The sequence below is a fragment of the Micromonospora sp. WMMD812 genome, from assembly GCF_027497215.1.
Taxonomy (GTDB): domain Bacteria; phylum Actinomycetota; class Actinomycetes; order Mycobacteriales; family Micromonosporaceae; genus Micromonospora.
On record NZ_CP114904.1, the window covers coordinates 4,832,538 to 4,850,000 of the forward strand.

The 17,463-nt window shown below is 72.2% G+C and carries 18 protein-coding genes and 2 tRNA genes (1 of these 20 cut by a window edge); 8 read left to right on the forward strand and 12 right to left on the reverse strand.

Translation table 11 applies throughout. From position 1 onward, the window contains the following. Positions 1–120 precede the first annotated feature (120 nt). Complete coding sequence (locus O7603_RS22305) at positions 121–1,236, reverse strand: globin domain-containing protein (protein ID WP_281571741.1); 1,116 nt, start codon at positions 1,234–1,236, stop codon at positions 121–123. Positions 1,237–1,378: 142 nt separating this feature from the next. On the opposite strand from O7603_RS22305, the gene O7603_RS22310 reads away from it, so the two are divergent. Next, positions 1,379–2,149: a CPBP family intramembrane glutamic endopeptidase gene (locus O7603_RS22310; protein ID WP_281571742.1), complete on the forward strand. Its 771-nt coding sequence runs from the start codon at positions 1,379–1,381 to the stop codon at positions 2,147–2,149. 656 nt (positions 2,150–2,805) lie between these two features. Here O7603_RS22310 and O7603_RS22315 read toward each other — a convergent pair. Next, a complete protein-coding gene (locus tag O7603_RS22315; protein ID WP_281571743.1) occupies positions 2,806–4,014 on the reverse strand; it encodes a hypothetical protein in 1,209 nt (402 codons plus the stop codon). A gap of 757 nt (positions 4,015–4,771) precedes the next feature. Between O7603_RS22315 and O7603_RS22320 the strand changes: the two genes are divergently transcribed. Both O7603_RS22320 and O7603_RS22325 read left to right on the forward strand, forming a co-directional pair. Then, a tRNA-Ser gene (locus O7603_RS22320) sits at positions 4,772–4,862 on the forward strand. Positions 4,863–4,897: 35 nt separating this feature from the next. Further along, a tRNA-Arg gene (locus O7603_RS22325) sits at positions 4,898–4,970 on the forward strand. Positions 4,971–5,033: 63 nt separating this feature from the next. Here the strand turns inward: O7603_RS22325 and O7603_RS22330 are convergent. The 3 genes from O7603_RS22330 to O7603_RS22340 all read right to left on the reverse strand — a co-directional run bounded on the left by O7603_RS22330 (position 5,034) and on the right by O7603_RS22340 (position 8,473). Then, entirely contained in the window at positions 5,034–6,116 is a 1,083-nt protein-coding gene (locus O7603_RS22330) for an endonuclease/exonuclease/phosphatase family protein (RefSeq protein WP_281571744.1), read from the reverse strand. A gap of 358 nt (positions 6,117–6,474) precedes the next feature. Further along, positions 6,475–7,215 (reverse strand): TetR/AcrR family transcriptional regulator, encoded by a 741-nt coding sequence (locus tag O7603_RS22335; protein ID WP_281571745.1) that lies wholly within the window; start codon positions 7,213–7,215, stop codon positions 6,475–6,477. Positions 7,216–7,258: 43 nt separating this feature from the next. Beyond that, a complete protein-coding gene (locus O7603_RS22340; protein WP_281571746.1) occupies positions 7,259–8,473 on the reverse strand; it encodes a hypothetical protein in 1,215 nt (404 codons plus the stop codon). Positions 8,474–8,486: 13 nt separating this feature from the next. On the opposite strand from O7603_RS22340, the gene O7603_RS22345 reads away from it, so the two are divergent. From O7603_RS22345 to O7603_RS22360, 4 genes are all read left to right on the forward strand, one after another. After that, on the forward strand, positions 8,487–8,804 hold the full coding sequence (locus O7603_RS22345; protein ID WP_281571747.1) for a hypothetical protein: 318 nt from the start codon (positions 8,487–8,489) through the stop codon (positions 8,802–8,804). Continuing rightward, positions 8,797–9,399, forward strand: a complete 603-nt coding sequence (locus O7603_RS22350; RefSeq protein WP_281571748.1) for an NAD(P)H-dependent oxidoreductase — start codon at positions 8,797–8,799, stop codon at positions 9,397–9,399. Before O7603_RS22345 ends, O7603_RS22350 begins: the two co-directional genes overlap by 8 nt. A 14-nt stretch (positions 9,400–9,413) precedes the next feature. Beyond that, the gene (locus O7603_RS22355; RefSeq protein ID WP_281571749.1) at positions 9,414–10,163 is read left to right on the forward strand and encodes an SDR family oxidoreductase; all 750 of its coding nucleotides are present in this window, start codon (positions 9,414–9,416) and stop codon (positions 10,161–10,163) included. A gap of 132 nt (positions 10,164–10,295) precedes the next feature. After that, positions 10,296–10,667 carry a nuclear transport factor 2 family protein gene (locus O7603_RS22360; protein ID WP_281571750.1) on the forward strand — a complete coding sequence of 124 codons (372 nt, stop codon included), beginning with the start codon at positions 10,296–10,298 and terminating at the stop codon, positions 10,665–10,667. 16 nt (positions 10,668–10,683) lie between these two features. On the opposite strand, the gene O7603_RS22365 is transcribed toward O7603_RS22360, so the two are convergent. From O7603_RS22365 to O7603_RS22390, 6 genes are all read right to left on the reverse strand, one after another. Next, positions 10,684–11,241: a GNAT family N-acetyltransferase gene (locus tag O7603_RS22365; protein WP_281571751.1), complete on the reverse strand. Its 558-nt coding sequence runs from the start codon at positions 11,239–11,241 to the stop codon at positions 10,684–10,686. Between the two features lie 340 nt (positions 11,242–11,581). Beyond that, positions 11,582–12,469 carry a hypothetical protein gene (locus O7603_RS22370; protein WP_281571752.1) on the reverse strand — a complete coding sequence of 296 codons (888 nt, stop codon included), beginning with the start codon at positions 12,467–12,469 and terminating at the stop codon, positions 11,582–11,584. A 6-nt stretch (positions 12,470–12,475) separates the two neighbouring features. Further along, positions 12,476–12,994: a SigE family RNA polymerase sigma factor gene (locus O7603_RS22375; protein WP_281571753.1), complete on the reverse strand. Its 519-nt coding sequence runs from the start codon at positions 12,992–12,994 to the stop codon at positions 12,476–12,478. A 315-nt stretch (positions 12,995–13,309) separates the two neighbouring features. Next, entirely contained in the window at positions 13,310–13,705 is a 396-nt protein-coding gene (locus O7603_RS22380; protein ID WP_281571754.1) for a hypothetical protein, read from the reverse strand. Next, positions 13,702–14,148 carry a hypothetical protein gene (locus O7603_RS22385; protein ID WP_281571755.1) on the reverse strand — a complete coding sequence of 149 codons (447 nt, stop codon included), beginning with the start codon at positions 14,146–14,148 and terminating at the stop codon, positions 13,702–13,704. The genes O7603_RS22380 and O7603_RS22385 overlap by 4 nt, the downstream gene beginning before the upstream one ends. Before the next feature lie 308 nt (positions 14,149–14,456). Then, on the reverse strand, positions 14,457–15,095 hold the full coding sequence (locus tag O7603_RS22390; protein WP_281571756.1) for a TetR/AcrR family transcriptional regulator: 639 nt from the start codon (positions 15,093–15,095) through the stop codon (positions 14,457–14,459). 134 nt (positions 15,096–15,229) lie between these two features. On the opposite strand from O7603_RS22390, the gene O7603_RS22395 reads away from it, so the two are divergent. Beyond that, positions 15,230–16,261, forward strand: a complete 1,032-nt coding sequence (locus O7603_RS22395) for an aldo/keto reductase (RefSeq protein ID WP_281571757.1) — start codon at positions 15,230–15,232, stop codon at positions 16,259–16,261. Positions 16,262–16,411: 150 nt separating this feature from the next. Here O7603_RS22395 and trpS read toward each other — a convergent pair whose 3' ends face one another. Then, positions 16,412–17,463: the 3' portion of a tryptophan--tRNA ligase gene (gene trpS / locus O7603_RS22400; protein ID WP_281571758.1), read on the reverse strand. Its footprint extends 7 nt past the window's final position; only the last 1,052 of its 1,059 coding nucleotides appear in the window; the start codon falls outside the window, past its right edge; it ends in the stop codon at positions 16,412–16,414.

Here is a 17,463-nt window from a genome sequence, read left to right on the forward strand (position 1 = left end):
GCGGCTGCCGTGACGCTGGCGGCCTGGCCGGACGCGTGACGTCGGGCCGGGCCGGGCCGGGGCCGGGGCGCGTGCCCCAGGGGGCAGGGGCACGCGCCCCGGCTGGGGGGAGAAAAGCCTCTAGAGCTCGCCGAACGTGTCGTACCGGATGTGCGGCGGCGGGACGTCGTCCGCGGCGAGCACCCGCAGGGTGGCCCGGACCATCCGCGCCGAGCCGGACACGTAGCAGTCGTGCGCCGTCCACGGGCCGAAACGGCCGACCACGTCCGAGATGTCGCCCTGCTCCCCGTCGAACTCCGGGTCCTCGCTGCACGCCGGGGTGACCGATAGCCACGGGTGCGCGGCGACCATCTCCCGCAGCCCGGCCAGCGCGTAGAGGTCCGCCGACTGGCGCGCGCCGTAGAAGACGTGCACCCAGCGGGTCCGGTTGTAGCTGGCCAACTCCTCCACCAGCGCCTTGATCGGGGCCAGCCCCACCCCGCCGGCCACGCAGAGGATGTCCCGCTCCGAGGCGCGGTCCAGGGTCATCGAGCCCATCGGCGCGGCCAGCCGGAGCAGGTCACCCGGCTTCACCCGGCGGACCAGCGCCCCGGAGACCCAGCCCGCCCCCTCGGCCCGGACGTGGAATTCCAGCACGTTGTCGTCGTTGGGCGCGTTCGCCACCGAGTACGTCCGCCACACCCGTGGGTGGTGGCGCGGCACCTCCAGGCTCACGTACTGGCCGGCCTTCCACGGCAGCGGGTGTTGGAGGGCCCGCACGGTCAGCACGGCCGTGTCGACGCCGTGCCGCTCGTGGGTGAGCACCTCGGCGTGCCAGAACGGCGGGTTCTCGTCGGCCGCCGCGCCGTCCAGCATCTTCTCCGTGATCGCCTTGTACGCGTCCCGCCACGCCTGGTCGTACTCCAGGTTCCAGCCGTCGCCGGCGGTGCTGCGCAGCGCGTCGAGCAGGGCGACGCCCATCGTCGCGTAGTGCTCGGCGTCGACGTGGTACTTGCGGTGGTCCCGGCCGAGCGCGCGGAGGAACTCGTCGAAGCTCTCCGGGTCGCCGACGGTGTGGATCGCGGTGATGATCGCTTCCAGCAGCCGGTCGCCCTGACCGGACATCTGCACCGGGAAGAGCTGCCGCAGGTCGGGGTCGAGCAGGAAGAGCCGGGCGTAGAAGTGGCCGCTCAGCCGCTCCCGGTGCTCCTCGACCAGGGTCCAGCTCTCCTTCAGCAGCCGTGCGAAGTTGTCCACGGACGCGCTCCTTCTCCTGACGGCGAATGGGCGCCCACAGAATCTCCACGGAGCGTGTCGACCGGTCGCACAGAATGTGCGATCGGCTCGCAAGGGGTGTTCGGCGGTGCCGACGGGCGCCTCCGTCGGGCAGAGTGGTGCGGTGACCCTTGAGCTCACCCGCCCGGTGTCCCGTCGGCTGCTGGGCACCGAGACGCTGCTGGTCCTCGGCCTCTCGCTCGGCCAGTCGGCCGTCTACGCGGTCGTGTCGATCATCGCGAAACTGACCGCCGAAGGTGGGCTCTCCCGGCAGACCGCCGCGCTGAACACCTCAGCCTCGACCCGGCAGTGGCTGGACCTGACGTACCAGTTGCTCGGCATCGTCTTCGCGCTGCTGCCGGTGCTGCTCGCCGTACACCTGCTGAGCCGCGACCCCGGCGACCCGGCGCGGACGCTCGGCCTGGACACGCGGCGGCCCGGGTCCGACCTGGCCCGGGGCGCCGGCCTGGCGGCACTGATCGGCCTGCCCGGGTTGGCGCTGGTCTGGGTGGCGGCCCAGCTCGGCCTCAACGCCACGCTGGTGCCGGCCGCGCTGCCCGACGTCTGGTGGGCGGTGCCGGTGCTGATCCTCGCCGCCGTGCAGAACGCGGTGCTGGAGGAGGTGATCGTGGTCGGCTACCTGGTCACCCGGCTGCGCCAGCTCCAGTGGCGGGTCGGCGCGATCATCGCGGCGAGCGCGCTGCTGCGCGGCTCCTACCACCTCTACCAGGGCTTCGGCGCGTTCGTCGGCAACGCCGTGATGGGCGTCGTGTTCAGCCTCTTCTACCTGCGTACCCGACGGGTGATGCCGCTGGTCGTCGCGCACACCCTGCTCGACGTGGTCGCCTTCGTGGGCTACGCGCTGCTACCCGAGTCCTGGTTCGACTGGCTGTAGCCCGGCGCTGCGCGGGCGGCTTTCCCGATCGGTCCGTGGCCGGTCCGTGGCCGGCCCCGCGGCTCGTTGATCGGTCCCGCGCTGCCCGGCCCACGCTGACCGGCAGGCGGGCCCGCCCCGGCCCTGACCGGCCCAGCGCTGGTGCACCGACTCGCCAGCCTTGATCCACTCCGTATCGCCGATATGGCGGCATCCGGGTCATCGGGACACCGCCATGTCGGCGACATGGAGTCGACCATTCCGGCTCTTGTTCCGTCGGGACCAGTCCTCCGCGCCCTTTAGAGCTGATGACGCAAACGATTCAGCCCGGCCAGCAGGGAGGCGCGGGCCAGACCCAGCCAGGTCGAGCGCAGTCCGGTCGAGCACAGTCCCGGCCCGGCCGAGCACAGTCCGGTCCGGTACACGTACCAGCACCGCCAACACGATGGTGATCACCAAGGGCGTCCGCCCGGCTGCTGGCAAGGGGCGGCACAGGCCGGCGCGGGCCATGAAAAGGCCACCGGGTGAGGCTGGTGGCCGTCGGCTACCCGGGTCAGTAGCGGCGCACCTCGCTTGAGCTGGCCCGCCGTCAACTGAAGGCCAGGTTCCGGCGTGATCGGCCGGCGGCAGATGGGTGCCCGACCGGTCCGGCGCTCCGGTACCGGCCGGGCGATCCGTCAGCCGGTCCGGGGCGGTCGGTAGGCGGTGACCGCGCGAGCGGCGAGCCGTTCGGCTGCCGCCGCGTCGCCGGCCGCGGCGGCGAGCGCCGCCGCCCCCGGCAGCAGCCGGGACGCCAACCGCAGCGCCAGCCAGCCGCTGGCCTGCGCGGCGAGTGGCGCCGCGAGCCGCCAGGCGGCCTCTGCCGCCCGGGACCAGGGCGCGTCGGCCGGTTCGTCGGCCGTCCGTGCGGCGTCCAGCGCGGTACGCGCGCTCGCCGCGTCGGGGTGCACCTGGCTCAGCACCAGCAGCTCGACGGCCCGGTCCGGGTGGGCCGGGTCCCGGCCGTACGCCGCCGCGAGATGTAGCACCAGGTTGGCCTGGGTCCAAAGCACCGAGGCCAACTCGGCGACCGGCGCGAGCACACCGGCGAGCGCGGCGGCTGCCCCACCCGCGCCGGCCATCCGGACGAACCGGCGGGTGGCGAGTCGGGCCAGGCCGTCCGGCGACGCCTCGGGGTACGCACTGCGGCGCCGTTCGGCCCACTCCCGGGCGCCCGGCCCGAGCGCCTCCACCGCAGCCAGGGCCAGTAGCTCCGGTGCGAAACCGGGATGCTCGAGCACCCGCCCGGCGACCGCGCGGAGCTGCGTGGCGGGCTGCTCGAGCACCCTCCCCTCGACCGCGTGGAGCTGCGGGCTCGGCGAGGTGGGAGTGGTCGGTGCGCTTCTCCCCGGTGCGGGTGCCTTCCGGCCGACCGCCGGTTCTTCGGTGAGCGCGCTCTCCGCCGGCCGGGCCGCCCTGCTGGCGGGAGTCGCCTTCTTCGCCCGCGTGACCGCTGGTCGACGTGCCGGCTCCACCACGGTCGTAGCCGGCCGATCGACGTCCGTCCCCGATGCCTCGGGCGTGACCGGAGCCGGCCCAGTCCCGGGCATTGCCCGCCCGGCCGCGGTCGCCGCGGTCGCCTCGGCCGAGGTCGCCTCGGTCGAGGTCGCCTCGGTCGCCTCGACCACGGGCCCGGCCGGGGTTGGCTGTGCCGTCCGGTCGCCGGGCTCGGCCGGGGTTGGTAGTGCGGCGTGCGCGCTGGGCCCGGCCGGGGTTTGTGTGGCGTGCGCGCTGGGCTTGGCCGGGGTTGGTTGTGCGGCTTGGTCGGCGGGCTTGGCCGGGGTCGGCGCTGCCGCCTGCTCGGCCAGGGCCGGAGGTGCCGCCGGCTCGATCGGCTCGGCTGGCATCGCCTCGACCTTGGCCGGGCCGGCAGTCTTGCGGGCGGGGGCCCGCCTCGCGCGGGGCGCCGCCTTCTTCGCCGACGTGGCCTTCCTCGGTGCTGCCCGCTTCGCGGTCGTGTCCACCGCGGTCGCCGAGTCGCCAGCCGTCCCCGAACGGCCAGCCGCCTCCACGGGCTGAGCCTCCGCAGCCGACGGCGCGGGCGGGCGGTCGGGCACGACCGGGGCCTCCGTCGGGTCCGGCGCCGCGGCCGGCGCCGCCGGCACCGCCGGGCTGGCCGGTGCCTCTTCAGGCGCGACTACCACGACCTCGGACGGTGCTGGCCGCTCAGCAGCCTCGTCGGCGGCCGCGCTCGTGTCCGGGGTCGACGCGGGTGGAGCCTCCCCGTGCCGTGCGGGCTGGCGGGGCAGCGGCTGGTCAGGATCGGGTGGCCGGAACAGGACGGCCGGGGCGGCCTTGGCCCGTCGTGTCCGTTTCGCCTGATCAGCGGCCGGAGGAGAGGCCGGCTCGGTGGCCGTGGGTGGCATGGAGGGCGGGGTGAACGTGGCCTTCGGGGAGCGGCGTCGCGCCCCCTCAGCAGGCTCGCGGCGGCTCGGCTCGCTCGGGGGCTGCTCCTGCATATCGATGGAGCGTAGTCCCGATCACGCCGGTGCACAGCGTGGAATCGCGGCGGGCGGGTAGCCTCGTCGGTGGGCTGGGGAAGTCGCTTTGCTCCCCGTGGGTGGGGACCTGTATCCTCGGGCGCGGTGGTCTGCGGGCCACCGAGGAGACTTCGCCTAGTCTGGTCTATGGCGCCGCACTGCTAATGCGGTTGGGGTCTTAAAGCCCCTCCCGGGTTCGAATCCCGGAGTCTCCGCGCGAAAGCCGGGTGTGTAGACTGGCCGAGCACAAGCGCCCGTAGCTCAACGGATAGAGCATCTGACTACGGATCAGAAGGTTAGGGGTTCGAGTCCCTTCGGGCGCGCAAGACAGGGAGAAGCCCTCGACCAGCCGAAATGGCGGTCGGGGGCTCTCTCGTATCCGGTGTTCACCAGCTGATTTTGGCCGCCACCGGCAGGTGGTCGCTGCCGGTGGCCGGCAGCACCCACGAGCTCTCCGGCTCCACGCCTCTGACCAGGATCTGGTCGATCCGCACCACCGGGAATCTTGCCGGCCAGCTGAAGCCGAAGCCATCCCCGGCCGCGTCCTGGGCCGAGCGCAGCTGCGAGGTGATGCCCGCGAACGCGCGGTCGTCCATGGTGCCGTTCAGGTCACCGAGCAGCACCACCCGCTCGTTCCGCTCGGCGGCGATGGCCTGGCCGAGCGCCTGCGCGTTTCTGTCTCGATGGACCGTCCAGAAGCCCGCCCTGGGATTCACCCGTGCGGACCCCAGGTGGGCCACATACACCGCCAGCGGACCGTGGTCCGTGGTCACCGTGGTGCGCAGCGCCCGGGTGTAGGTCATCGTGATGTCGCGCGGCTTGGTGGCCGCCAGCGGCCCGTAGTCCATCTTGATGTCGACCGGCTCGGTGTCCGACAGGGGCAGCTTGCTCCACAGCCCGACCGTGCCGTGCACCGTGTGATAGGGGTACGCCGAGGCCAGCTCCTGCTCGTACGTGCCCCGGGCCTGCTCGGTCAGCTCCACCAGGGCCAGCACGTCCGCCCCGGAGGCGGCCAGGTCGCGGGCGGTGCCGGCCGGGTCGACATTGGCGGCGCCGACGTTGTGCTGGGCGACGGTGAGGTCGCCGCCCGGGTGGGACTTGTCGTCGAGCAGCCCGCCGAAGAGGTTCAGCCACACCACGACCGGCAGCAGCAGCGCGGCGACCGCGGAGGCGGAGCGGCGCCACAGCGCCCCGATCAGCAGCACGGGGATGAACAGGCCGAACCACGGCAGGAAGGTCTCTACCAGGCTGCCGAGGTTCCCGAGCCGGTTCGGGATCGTCGCGTGCAGCAGCATGAGCGGCCCGAGCAGCAGCGCCAGCGCCGCGAGCACCCGGCCGCGTTTCCAGGGGCCCGGCCGGGAGGCGGCGCGTATCGCCCGGTGGATGCGCGCGCGCCAGGTCCCGGCATCGGTACCCCGGCGGCCGGCGCCGCCGCCCTGCCCGCTCTCCGCCGTGTCCACCCGCGTCATGTCTGTCCTCGCTCACTGCCGGTCGTTGCTGCATCCTCGGGTCCCGGGTGGGGGTTGGCCCGCTTGGTCGGGTAGCCGTCGGCGTCGAGCCCGCGGCCTCCACCCGGTCCCGGATATCGGGGGCCGCGCTGAGCAGCAGCACGCGGGCGCGGGCGGCGAACCCGGGGAGGCGCCGGCACACCCGACCGCTTCCGCTTCCCGTGGTCCCTCGTCTTCCGGCATACGCTCTCAAAAGGAGTTAAGGGTTCGATAAACACCCGCCGGAGCCATCCTCCACGCCGTGGCCCGGGACGGTCCGACGCGGCAGCGAACGAGCGGAGCCTCGACCAGACGTTTGCCGACGTTCCTGGCTGGCCTCTTACCGCGTCGCGTCGGGAAGGGCGGCGGCGATGCCGTTGAGCACGTGGTCCAGTCCGTACTGGAAGCGCGTGTCGGGTGACAGGTGCGACAGCCGCCCCTCGCGGATGGTGCGGTTGAACATCGGGTACTTGCCGGACTCGATCACGTGCTTGACGTACGGTCCGACGTACTGCGCCATCCACTGTCTGCGGTCCATGCCGGTGTGCCGGGCGTGCTCGAGCCAGCCGATCTCGTCCCGCACGGCGCTGGCGACGTAGTCGCTCACCATGCCGCAGAGGCTGGTCATCTCGTCGATCTCCAGGCCGAACCCGTCGAGGGTCGTGAGCATGAAGTCGTAGACCCGTAGCGAGTTGGGGCCGAGGGCGGGGCGTCGGGCCAGCGTGGCCTGCCAGGGGTGGCGCAGACCGACCGCGCGGGTCTCGTGGGCCACCAACGAGAGATCCGTACGCCAGTCACCGCCGGACGGCTCGGGCAGCACGATCTCGCCGAGCACCGCGTCGAGCATGAGGTCGATCAGGTCGTCCCGCTTGGGGACGTACCGGTACAACGACATCGCCCCGGTGCCCAACTCCTGGGCGATGCGACGCATGGTCGCGGCGTCGATGCCCTCCGCGTCCGCGATCGAGATGGCGACCTCGGTGATCTGGGCCCGGCTGTAGCCCGGCCGACGGCCCGGGCCGGAGCGGACAACGTTCTCGGGGCGCATCCAGATACTGACCTGTTGCTCGGCGGCGGACATCACACCTCTCCTTCTTGCGTACATCGTACTCGAAAGCTACCGTCTATTTCGAGTACGGTGTACGCGATTGGAGTGGACCGTGAGTCGATCTCTGTACGTGGGTGTGGTCGGGGTGATCCTCGGCATGATCACGGCGCCGCTCGACGGGATGATGCTCGGGCCCGCGCTGCCGGTGATCGTGAACGATCTCGGCGGCCTGGAGCACTTCTCGTGGGTCGTGACGGCCTACCTCGTCGCCATGGCCACCTCGACGCCGGTCTGGGGCAAGCTCGGCGACCTCTACGGGCGCAAGCGGGCATACCTGTCGGCGATCGTCCTGTTCCTGCTCGGGTCCGGGCTGTCCGGAGCGGCCCAGGACATGACCCAGCTCATCGGTTTCCGCGCCGTGCAGGGTCTCGGCGCCGGCGGCCTCATGGTCGGCGCCCTCGCGCTCATCGCCGAACTGGTGCCGCCCCGCCAGAGCGGTCGGGTCATGGGCCTGTTCGGAATGATGATGCCCGTCGCCTTCATCGCCGGCCCCGTGCTCGGGGGCCTGTTCGCCGACCACCTCGGCTGGCGGTGGGCCTTCTCCGTGAACATCCCGGTCGGTGTCGCCGCCGGGGTGCTCATCGCCACCGCGGTGCCGGCCTCGCCCCGACGGATGAAGGCCCGCATCGACTTCCCTGGCGTACTGCTGCTCACCGCCGCTCTGGTCGCGCTGAGCCTGCTGGCCAGCTGGGCCGGCAGCCGGTACGCCTGGGTGTCGACGCCGATCGCCGCGCTCGCCGTCGTGAGCCTCGTGGCCCTGGCGGCGTTCGTCGCGGTCGAACGTCGCGCCGCCGAGCCGGTCGTGCCGCTGCGCCTGTACGGCGACCGCAACTTCACCGTCGCCCAGATCCTGCGGCTGTTGGCCGGTGCCGGAATGATGGTGTTCGCCACCTTCCTGCCGCAGTACATGCAGCTGGTCAAGGGCGCATCCGCCACCGCCAGCGGCATGTTGATCCTGCCGGCGATGCTCGGCATGGTCGTCGTGCTGATCGGCAGCGGCCAGCTCATCAGCCGCACCGGCCGCTACCGTGCCTACCCGATCCTCGGCGGCGCGCTCCTGGCTGGCGGCCTGCTCGTCCTCCTCGCAGTCGGGCCGGGCACCGGCGTGGCACTCGCGTCGGCGCTGACACTGTTCGGCGGCGCGGGTGTGGGCCTGCTGATGCAGAGCACGACGATCGTCACGATCAACAGCGCCACCGCGCGACCTGGGTGCGGCAAGCGGCTCGGTCACGCTCTGGCACACGATGGGCGCCTCGCTCGGTGCCGCCTCGCTCGGCGCCCTCTACACCAGCCGGCTCGAGGGCACGCTCCAAGACCGCCTCGGCGCCGCCGAGGCGGGCCGGATCCTCTCCGGTGGCGAGCTGACCGCCGACGCCGTCCAGCACTTCCCCGCCGGCGCGGGGGACGCCGTACGCGCCGCGGTCACCAGCGGCGTACACGCCATCGCCATCGTCGGTGCCGCCCTCGGCGCCGTCGCGTTCGGGCTCGCCTGGCTCGTCCGCGAGACACCGCTACGGGAAAGCCCCGCCCCCACACCCGTTCTGGAGGAGACCCATGTCTGACCATCGACTACAGGTGGCCGTCATCCTCGGCAGCGTCCGAGATGGACGGATCGGCCCGACCGTGGCCAACTGGTTCGTCGGCGAGGCCAAGCGCCGCGACGACATGCTCGTCGACCTCGTCGACCTGGTCGACGTGCCGATCGGCTCGGCCGCGCCGACGATGTCGCCCCCGCCGGAGGCTCTGGCGGCGCTGCGCGAGCTGACCCCGCGTCTCGACGCCGCCGACGCGTTCGTCGTGGTGACCCCGGAGTACAACCGCAGCTATCCCGCCGGACTGAAGAACGTCATCGACTGGCACAACGTCCAGTTCCACGCCAAGCCGGTGGCGTTCGTCTCGTACGGCGGAATCTCCGGCGGTTTGCGTGCGGTCGAGCACCTGCGTGCCGTCTTCGCCGAGCTGCACGCCGTCACCACCCGGGACACGGTCAGCTTCCACAACGTGTGGGAGCAGTTCGACGGGAACGGCAACCCCACGGACCCGCGACGACCGGCCGCCGCGGCCACCATGCTCCTCGACCAGCTGCTCTGGTGGGCATGGGCCCTCAAGGACGCGCGGAGCACGTCCCCCTACCGAACCCCGAGCACGACCCGATGAGAGGCGCACCAGACATGACGACCCTGGCTGGGAAGACGGTGCTGGTCACCGGCGGCGGTCGAGGAATCGGCCGGGCCATCGCCGAACGCCTCGGGCGCGACGGCGCCCGCGTCGCCGTGCACTACGGCAGCAACGAGACCGCCGCCAAGGAGACCGCCGCGGCGATCGAAGCGGCCGGTGGCCAGGCGTTCACCGTCCACAGCCGGCTCGGCGTGGCCAGCGACGCCGAGACGCTGTGGGCCGCGTTCGACGCGCAGGCGGACGGCCTGGACATCCTGGTCAACAACGCGGGAATCCTGGGTGAGCAGGCCGAGCTCCAGGAAGTCAGCGGTCGCCACTACGACCAGGTGTTCGCGGTCAACACCCGGGCGCCGTTCTTCATCACCCAGCACGGGCTGCGACGACTGCGGAACGGTGGCCGGATCATCAACATCTCCACGATGCTGACCCGCGGATCGGCGATGTCCCGGTCGATCACCTACGCGATGTCCAAGGGCGCCCTCGACGTCCTCACCGCGACGCTCGCCAAACAGCTCGGGCCACGCGGCATCACCGTCAACACCGTGGCGCCCGGCGTCATCGACACCGACATGCACGAGGGACGGCTCGTCGGCGACGCCTTGGCCTGGCTGTCGTCGCTGTCACCGATGGGCCGGATCGGCACACCCGAGGATGTCGCCGACACCGTGGCCTTCCTCGCGTCCGACGACAGTCGTTGGGTGACCGGCCAATGGATCGACACCTCCGGCGGCACGCTGCTGTAGCGAGCCGGAACGCGGTACTCATCCCTGCGCACCCTGACCTGACGGCCAGCGGAACCGTCAGGTCGGGTGTGTCGATCGGTGGATCCGGGTAGCCGCGAAAGGTGAGTTGGCGCCGAACGGGACAGGAGCACCATGAGTCGTACCACTCGCGAGGTACTGGATGACCACCTCCGCCGCCGCCTGCACGGCGACCTGGAGGGCGACCTTCGCGAGAACTACCACCCTGACATTCGCCTGCTCTCCGCCGAGGGCGTCCACCAGGGCCATGACGGCGTACGGTATCTCGCGGGCATCCTGCGCAGCTACGTGACGGACGGCGAGTACCGGTACCGGCAGGTGCTGGCCGACGGGGACGTGGGCATGCTGATCTGGTCGGGCCGGTGTTCGGCCACCGACATCGCTCTCCACGACGGGGTGGACTCCTACGTCGTCCGCGACGGGCTGCTGGTCGTGCAGACGATCCACTATTCGACGGGCCCCATCGCGGAACATCCCGGCTGCTGACGCCACGGCCGGCTCGTCAGCCAGCATTCGGAGATCCGGTCCTGGTGACTCGCTGGACGTCGACCCAGTACCGGCGGACGGCACCGATCTCGGTGTCCTGGATTCCCTCGAGGACGCCGCCGTGGCGCTCGATCGTCTTCGCCGACGCGAGGTTGTCCGCCGCGCAGACGATCAACACCCGGTCCAGGCCGAGCTCACGCGCCTCGGCGAGCATCCGGCCCAGCGCCCAGGCGGCCAGCCCACGCCGGCGCGCCGAGGGCCGTACGCCGTAGCCGATGTGGCCGACCCGCCGCACGAAGTCGTTCTCCCCGTGCCGTAGCGCGATCGCGCCGAGCACCTGGTCGTCCTCGACGATCCATCGGTACGTGCAGTGCACCGATCCGGCGTCGAGCGGCCTCGCCGGATCGGACGCCTCGGTGAGCCGGCGCACCCAGGTTGCGAACCCGGCCGGCGAGTCCACCTCGTCCGACGGCCGCAGCCCGAACCCGTCCTCGTGGACGCCGGGACCCCAGTCGTCGCGCGCCTCCCGCCAGGCGGCGTGCAGCCGGACGGTGGGCGCGATCAGCTCGGGCATCCAGCGACGATAGCGCCGCCCGCCTCAGCCCTTCCGCTGCACCAGCTCCAGCGGGTTGCCGACCGGGTCCGCGACCCAGCAGACGCGCAGCCGGCCGCCCTGGAAGTCGTGCGGCTCGCGGAGCCCGGCCGCCCCGGCGCCGAGCGCCCCCGACGTGGCGCCGGCGCCTGGCGGCGCTGCTGCTGGCCGTACCGCTGGCAGCAGTCGGATTCGCGCTGCTCACGGTCGCCCGTTTCGGCTGAACCCGGCACCCGCCGGACCGGCCCCGGGACGCCGGACGGCGACGCTGCCGGCGACCGTCAGGTCGCCGGCAGCTGGTCGCCGGGGGGTCAGGAATGGATCACCGCGTGACCGGAACGACGTCGGCCGGGCGCTCCACCCGCACCGCGACGCCGTAGTCGAACAGTTCGAGCGTCGAGGCGAAGGTGCCCTTGTCGAGCCGGCCCTTCGCCGTCGACTGCCACGTGCCGGTGAGGGCCACCTTCGCGATCCGACCGTCGCCGTCGAGCGTGACGTCACCCCGCGTGGTGGTCGAGCCCTTGTCCTCCGAGGTCGCGTACTCGAAGTGCAACGTCCCGTCCGGGTTCTCGGTGATGGTGGCGTTGGCGTTCTTCAGCGCCACGAACAGGGCCGCCGGGTCGGGCGCCGCGGCACCGAGGACGCCGCTGCCGTCGGCGTACAGGGACAGCCGGTCGTACCTGCCGGGGTACTGCCCGTAGCGGCCGTACGTCTCTCCCGGACCCTTGTCGGCCGGCAGCGGGCCCTGCGGTCGTTCCCCACCCTCGTAGCGGGTGCCGTTGATCAGCAGCTCGGTCATCACCGAGTCGTCCAGGGCAACTCGGACGTAGCCGGTCGCGGTCCTCGGGTCGAAGGCCCCCTCGTACGTCAGCCCGCCCGGCCCGGAGTTGGTCAGCCGCATCCGGTAGCTGAGGTTCTCGCTGGCGGTGGCGGCCGAGACCAGCTTCATCTCCGGCGACGCCGGCCGCTCCTGCGGTGATCCTCCGGCGGTGACGCCCGGACGGCCGGACGTGGGAGTCGTCACGACGGTCGCCGCAGTGGCGGCGCCCAGCGCCAGCAGCGCGCACGTCGCGCTGACCATCGCGGTGGTCCGGCGCCGCCGTGCCCGCCGGCCACGACCGAGCAGGGCCCCCACCGGGGGTACGGAGTCCGGCTCGCCGTCGACGATGTCGTGCAGCCGGTGTGCGAGTTGCTCATCAAGGTTGTTCATGACATGTCACCTGCTTGTCGCGTAGGAGGGTTCGTCGAGGAGGTGGCGCAGCTTGTCCAGCGCGCGTGCGTTCTGGCTCTTGACCGTGCCCACCGAGCAGCCGAGCACCTGAGCGACCTCGCGCTCGGTCAGGTCCTCGTAGTGGCGGAGCACCACGACCGCGCGCTGTTTCGCCGGCAGCGACATCAGCGCCCGGCGCAGGACGACGGCGTCTGGACCGATGTCGCCCCCGGGGGTGGCCCGGTCGGGGACGTCCGCGACGAGGCTCTCCCGCCTCCGACGCCGCCAACTGGACGTGTGGTTGTTGACCAGCGCGCGGCGCAGGTAGGCGTGCACGTCGTCGAGCCGGGACAACCGTCGCCACCGCTCGTAGACCTTGACGAGGCTGTCCTGGAGCAGCTCCTCGGCCCGCCACCGGTCGCCGGTCAGCAGCATGGCCAGGCGGATATGTCGCTGCCAGGCCACCTCGACGAACGCCACGTACGACGCGTCCGCCGTCGACAGTGGTTCTGTTTGGTCGGTCACGCCCCTCACACGTAACGGCCCCGCGAAAGGTTGTCAGGGGGCGCGAGCGCGTCCGGCGTCGCCGACCCACCGGACCGGCCAGGACGCGGGCGAGTCGGCCTGGACTCGCGGCCTCCCATGCGACGCATGGCACACACGGTAGGCGCAGCCCGCCGCTCGGCGCTGCGGGCGACGCCCCGGTCTCGGCCGGCCGGCAGGCCAGGCCGAGAGCGGAACCGCTACCCGGTGCGATCCGGCGGATGGTCCCCGGTCAGCCGTTGACTGCCTGGGCGGCCTACCAGGCGACCGCACGGTTGAAGCGGCGCTGCCCGCCGGCTAGAGATCGCTCAGGTGGTCGTTCGACTCCGCCACGGTGGCCCGTATCCGGCGGAGGGTCGCGTCGGGTGCCATCACCGCCGTACGCCACCGGTCCAGCGTCCGCCGCAGCGTCCGTACGGCGGCCTGCAACTGCTGCACCTGACGGCGCATCGTGGCCAGCTCCTCCCGGGCCGCCAGCGCCTCGTGTTCGAGTTCGGTCACCCTCGTCCGCAACGGCTGCACCAGGGTGAGGGCGGCGTCCGTGAGGGTGTCGGCGGCGTCGGCCTTGAACTTGCCCCGCTGGATGACGACGGCGGCGATCGCGGCGAGGCCGCTGGCGCCACCGAGCGCGGCGAGCCCGGAGAGTAGGGCCTGCACCCACTGCGGGGCGGCGGGGGACGGTGGCGCGCTCATTGCACATCGCCGATCAGCTCGGAGGGTTCGGGTTGGCTGGCGCGGGCGAGGCGCCGAAGGTCGAGGATGATCTGGGTGGAGCGCCAGAACGATCCGGTCGCGACCGCGGTGACGAACGAGGTCGCGGCGATCGACTGTCGGCCGGAGATCACGGCGAGGGTCAGTGCGTACATTCCGGCGAACGTGCCGAGCATGAGGAGCGCGGCCAGCTCGATGCCCAGGCCGGTCGAGGTGCGACCGGGCCAGAGGACGCCGGACAGCCCGATCAGCCCGACCACGACCAGGCCGATCCGCCAGCCGGTCTGGATCGCCGGCGGCATGGCCATCTCGACGGACGGCGGACCGACGTCGAGCAGGATCAGGAGGAGGCCGCAGACGGCGGCGGCCACGAGGATGGCGATCTCGAACGGCTGGCGCCGGGGGCGGATGCGGATCGGCGACACGGGGACTCCTCAGCGGGTCTGCCGTTCCGTTCCGAAGGGTGCGCCGGCGCGGCGCAGGACGTGTGACGTGTGGTGGCCTCGCCACCCCTGTGTGGTGGAGCCGCGTCGGGGACGCGCCGAGGTGCCGCTCGGGACGGAGGGCATCGAGTGTGCGACGCGGCGCCGTTGGCGGGCCGATGCTCAAGTCGTACCACCCGGCGAGAGTCGACGTCCACTCCGATTCGGGTCGCATTTCCGCAGGTCAGGACGCTAGAGGAGGCGGCTCGGCCGATGGCCGTGGGGCCGTCCGGACACCGGGCGCGGGGGCGTCAGCCCGGCTGCTCCGCGGGCCGGCGGTAGATGCCGTACCACCAGGTCGCGGCGAGCTCGCGGGCCGCCGCGTCGTCGCCGCTGCCGTCGTCGGTGACGATGTGCTGGGCCAGGAACCGGTCCCCGCCGATGACGATCAAGCGGCTGGCCTGCACCGGGTCCAGGTCCCGGGGCGCCCGGTCGCTCTCCTGCTCCACCCGGATGAACCGCTCGGTGTTCCGGACGAACTGCTCCAGCCGCCCGTTCCAGAACTGGCGGACCGTCGGGTCGTACGCGGAGACCTCGGTGATCGCCGACAGCACCGCGGCGTGCTCCCGGTAGATCCCGATGACCTGGCGGAAGATCTCGGTCAGCGAGGGCAGGGCCTCGGCGCCGGGCTCCGGCCGCCAGGTCGCCGTCACGTCGAATGACGTCTTGCTCATCGACTCGGCGAGCCGCATGAGCAGCTGCGTCTTGTCCGCGAAGTGGGTGTAGAAGGTCGACCGGGCCACCTCCGCCTCCCGGGCGATGCGCTGCACCCCCAGCTCGGTGAAGGTCACCCCCTCGGCGAGGAGGCGCTGGGTGGTGGCGAGGATCCGGGCCTCCACCGGCAGGCGGCGGTCGGCTCCGCCGGACGGGCGCCGAGTGATGGATGGCATACGCGGATCCTAGGCAACCCCGTCGTCGCTGGCCGTGGCCCCGGCTACGCTGATCGGACACACTGTCCGACAGTTTGTACGACAGCCTGTCCGAGGGCGGACGGCGAGGTCGGGCGCGTACAGGAGGAGCTCACGTGAAGTACCGACTTCTCGGGAACACCGGCGTCTGGGTTTCCGAGATCTCACTCGGCGCGATGACCTTCGGCGGCGAGAACCACCCCGTCTACGGGAGCCTGGGTGCCCTGGGGCGCGAGGACGCCGACCGCATGGTGGCGGCGGCGCTCGACGCGGGCGTCAACCTCATCGACACCGCCGACGTCTACAGCGACGGCGAGAGTGAGGAACTGCTCGGCCACGCGCTGCGCCGGCGCCGGGACGACGTGGTGCTCGCCACCAAGGTGCATGCGCCGACCGGGCCCGGCCCCAACGACGCCGGCTGGTCACGGCTGCACGTGATGCAGGCGTTGGACGCGAGTCTCCGCCGGCTCGGCACCGACCACATCGATCTCTACCAGCTGCACAACTTCGACCCGCTGACCCCGTTCGAGGAGGTCCTGGCGGCGCTCGACGACGCCGTACGCCAGGGCAAGGTCCGCTACATCGGCTGCTCGAACCTGGCGGCCTGGCAGGTCAGCCGGGCACTGGGCGTGTCGGCCGCGCGCAACCTGAACCGCTTCGTGTCCGTCCAGGCCTACTACTCGCTCGTGGGCCGGGACGCCGAACGTGACCTGGTGCCCATGGCGCAGGCCGAGGGTGTGGGGCTGCTGGTGTGGAGCCCGCTGGCCGGCGGGTTCCTGACCGGGAAGGTCAAGCGGGAGGGGGCGTCGACCGAGGTGGGCCGGCGGAACACCGACGGCCACATCGACTTCCCGCCGGTGGACCGGGAGCGCGGTCACGACGTGGTCGACGTGCTGCGGGCCGTGGCCGCGCGGCACGGGGTGAGCGTGTCCCGGACCGCGGTCGCCTGGCTGCTGGCACAGCCGGCGGTCACCAGCGTCACCGTGGGCGCGCGCAAGATCGAGCAGCTCACGGACAATATCGGCGCGAGCGGCCTGGTGCTCACCGAGCAGGACCTGGCCGACCTGGACGAGGTGAGCAAGCTGCCTCCGGCCTACCCCAATTGGATCCAGGCGGCCTTCGCCTCGGCCCGCCAACCCAACGGCTGACGCGTCGACGCCCGCTCCCGGGGATCCGATGTGCCGCCCGTCCCCGGCGGCCGCCCCGCCCGCCGGTCCGGGCGGAGGCGCGCGGGTCCCGCCACCGGACGGTGGCGGGCCCCGCACGCTCCCGGGCCGGCGGGTCCGCGTACGCCCGCGTCAGCCCGCGGCGGTCGTGGCCCGGCGGCTGCGCTCGGCCCGGCGGCGCACCTGCTGGTACGCCCCGGTCAGACCCATCGCCCGACGGACCTCGACCATGGTCTGCCGCACCTCCCGGCGGGTCCGTTCGGTGCCCTCCACGATCAACTGGTCGACCAGGCCACGGTCGGCCTCGATCCGGGCGCGGCGCTCCCGGATCGGGTCGAGGAACCGGTTCACCGCGACCACCAGCTTCTCCTTGACCTCGACGTCGCCGACCCGCCCGGCCCGGTAGCGCTGCTTCAGCTCCTCGACCTGCGCCCGGTCCGGGTTGAACGCGTCGTGGTACGCGAAGACCGGGTTCCCGTCGACCGTGCCGGGCACGTCGGCCCGGACCCGGTTCGGGTCGGTGTACATGCCCAGCACGATGCGGCGCACGGTCTCCGGGTCGTCGGAGAGCAGGATGCTGTTGCCCCGGCTCTTGCTCATCTTGGCCTGCCCGTCGGTGCCGATCAGGGACGGCGTGTCGGCCGGGATCAGCTCCGGGACCGGAAACACGTCGCCGTAGAGGTGGTTGAACCGCCGGGCGATCTCCCGGGTCACCTCGACGTGCGCGGCGTTGTCCTTGCCGACCGGGACCACCTGGCCCTTCACGCAGAGGATGTCCGCCGCCTGGAGGACCGGGTAGCCGAGCAGCCCGTACGGCATCTCCTCCTTGCCGGAGTCCCGGGCCATGTCCTTGAGCGACGGCACCCGCTCCAGCCGGGGCACGGTCACCAGGTTCTGGAGGAGCGTGTTCAGATCCCCCACCTCGGGGATGGCCGACTGGAGGTAGAAGGTCGCCCGCGCCGGGTCGACGCCCGCGGCGAGGATGTCGGTCACCATGTCGCGGGCGTTGCGGGACACCTGGTCGATGTCCTCGCGTCGGTTCCTCGTGGTGAGCATGTGCAGGTCGGCGATGATGAAGAAGCTCTCGTACCGCTGGTGCAGCCGCACCCGGTTGGCGATGCTGCCGACGTAGTGGCCGAGGTGCAGCCGCCCCGTCGGGCGGTCTCCGGTGAGCATCCGTGCAA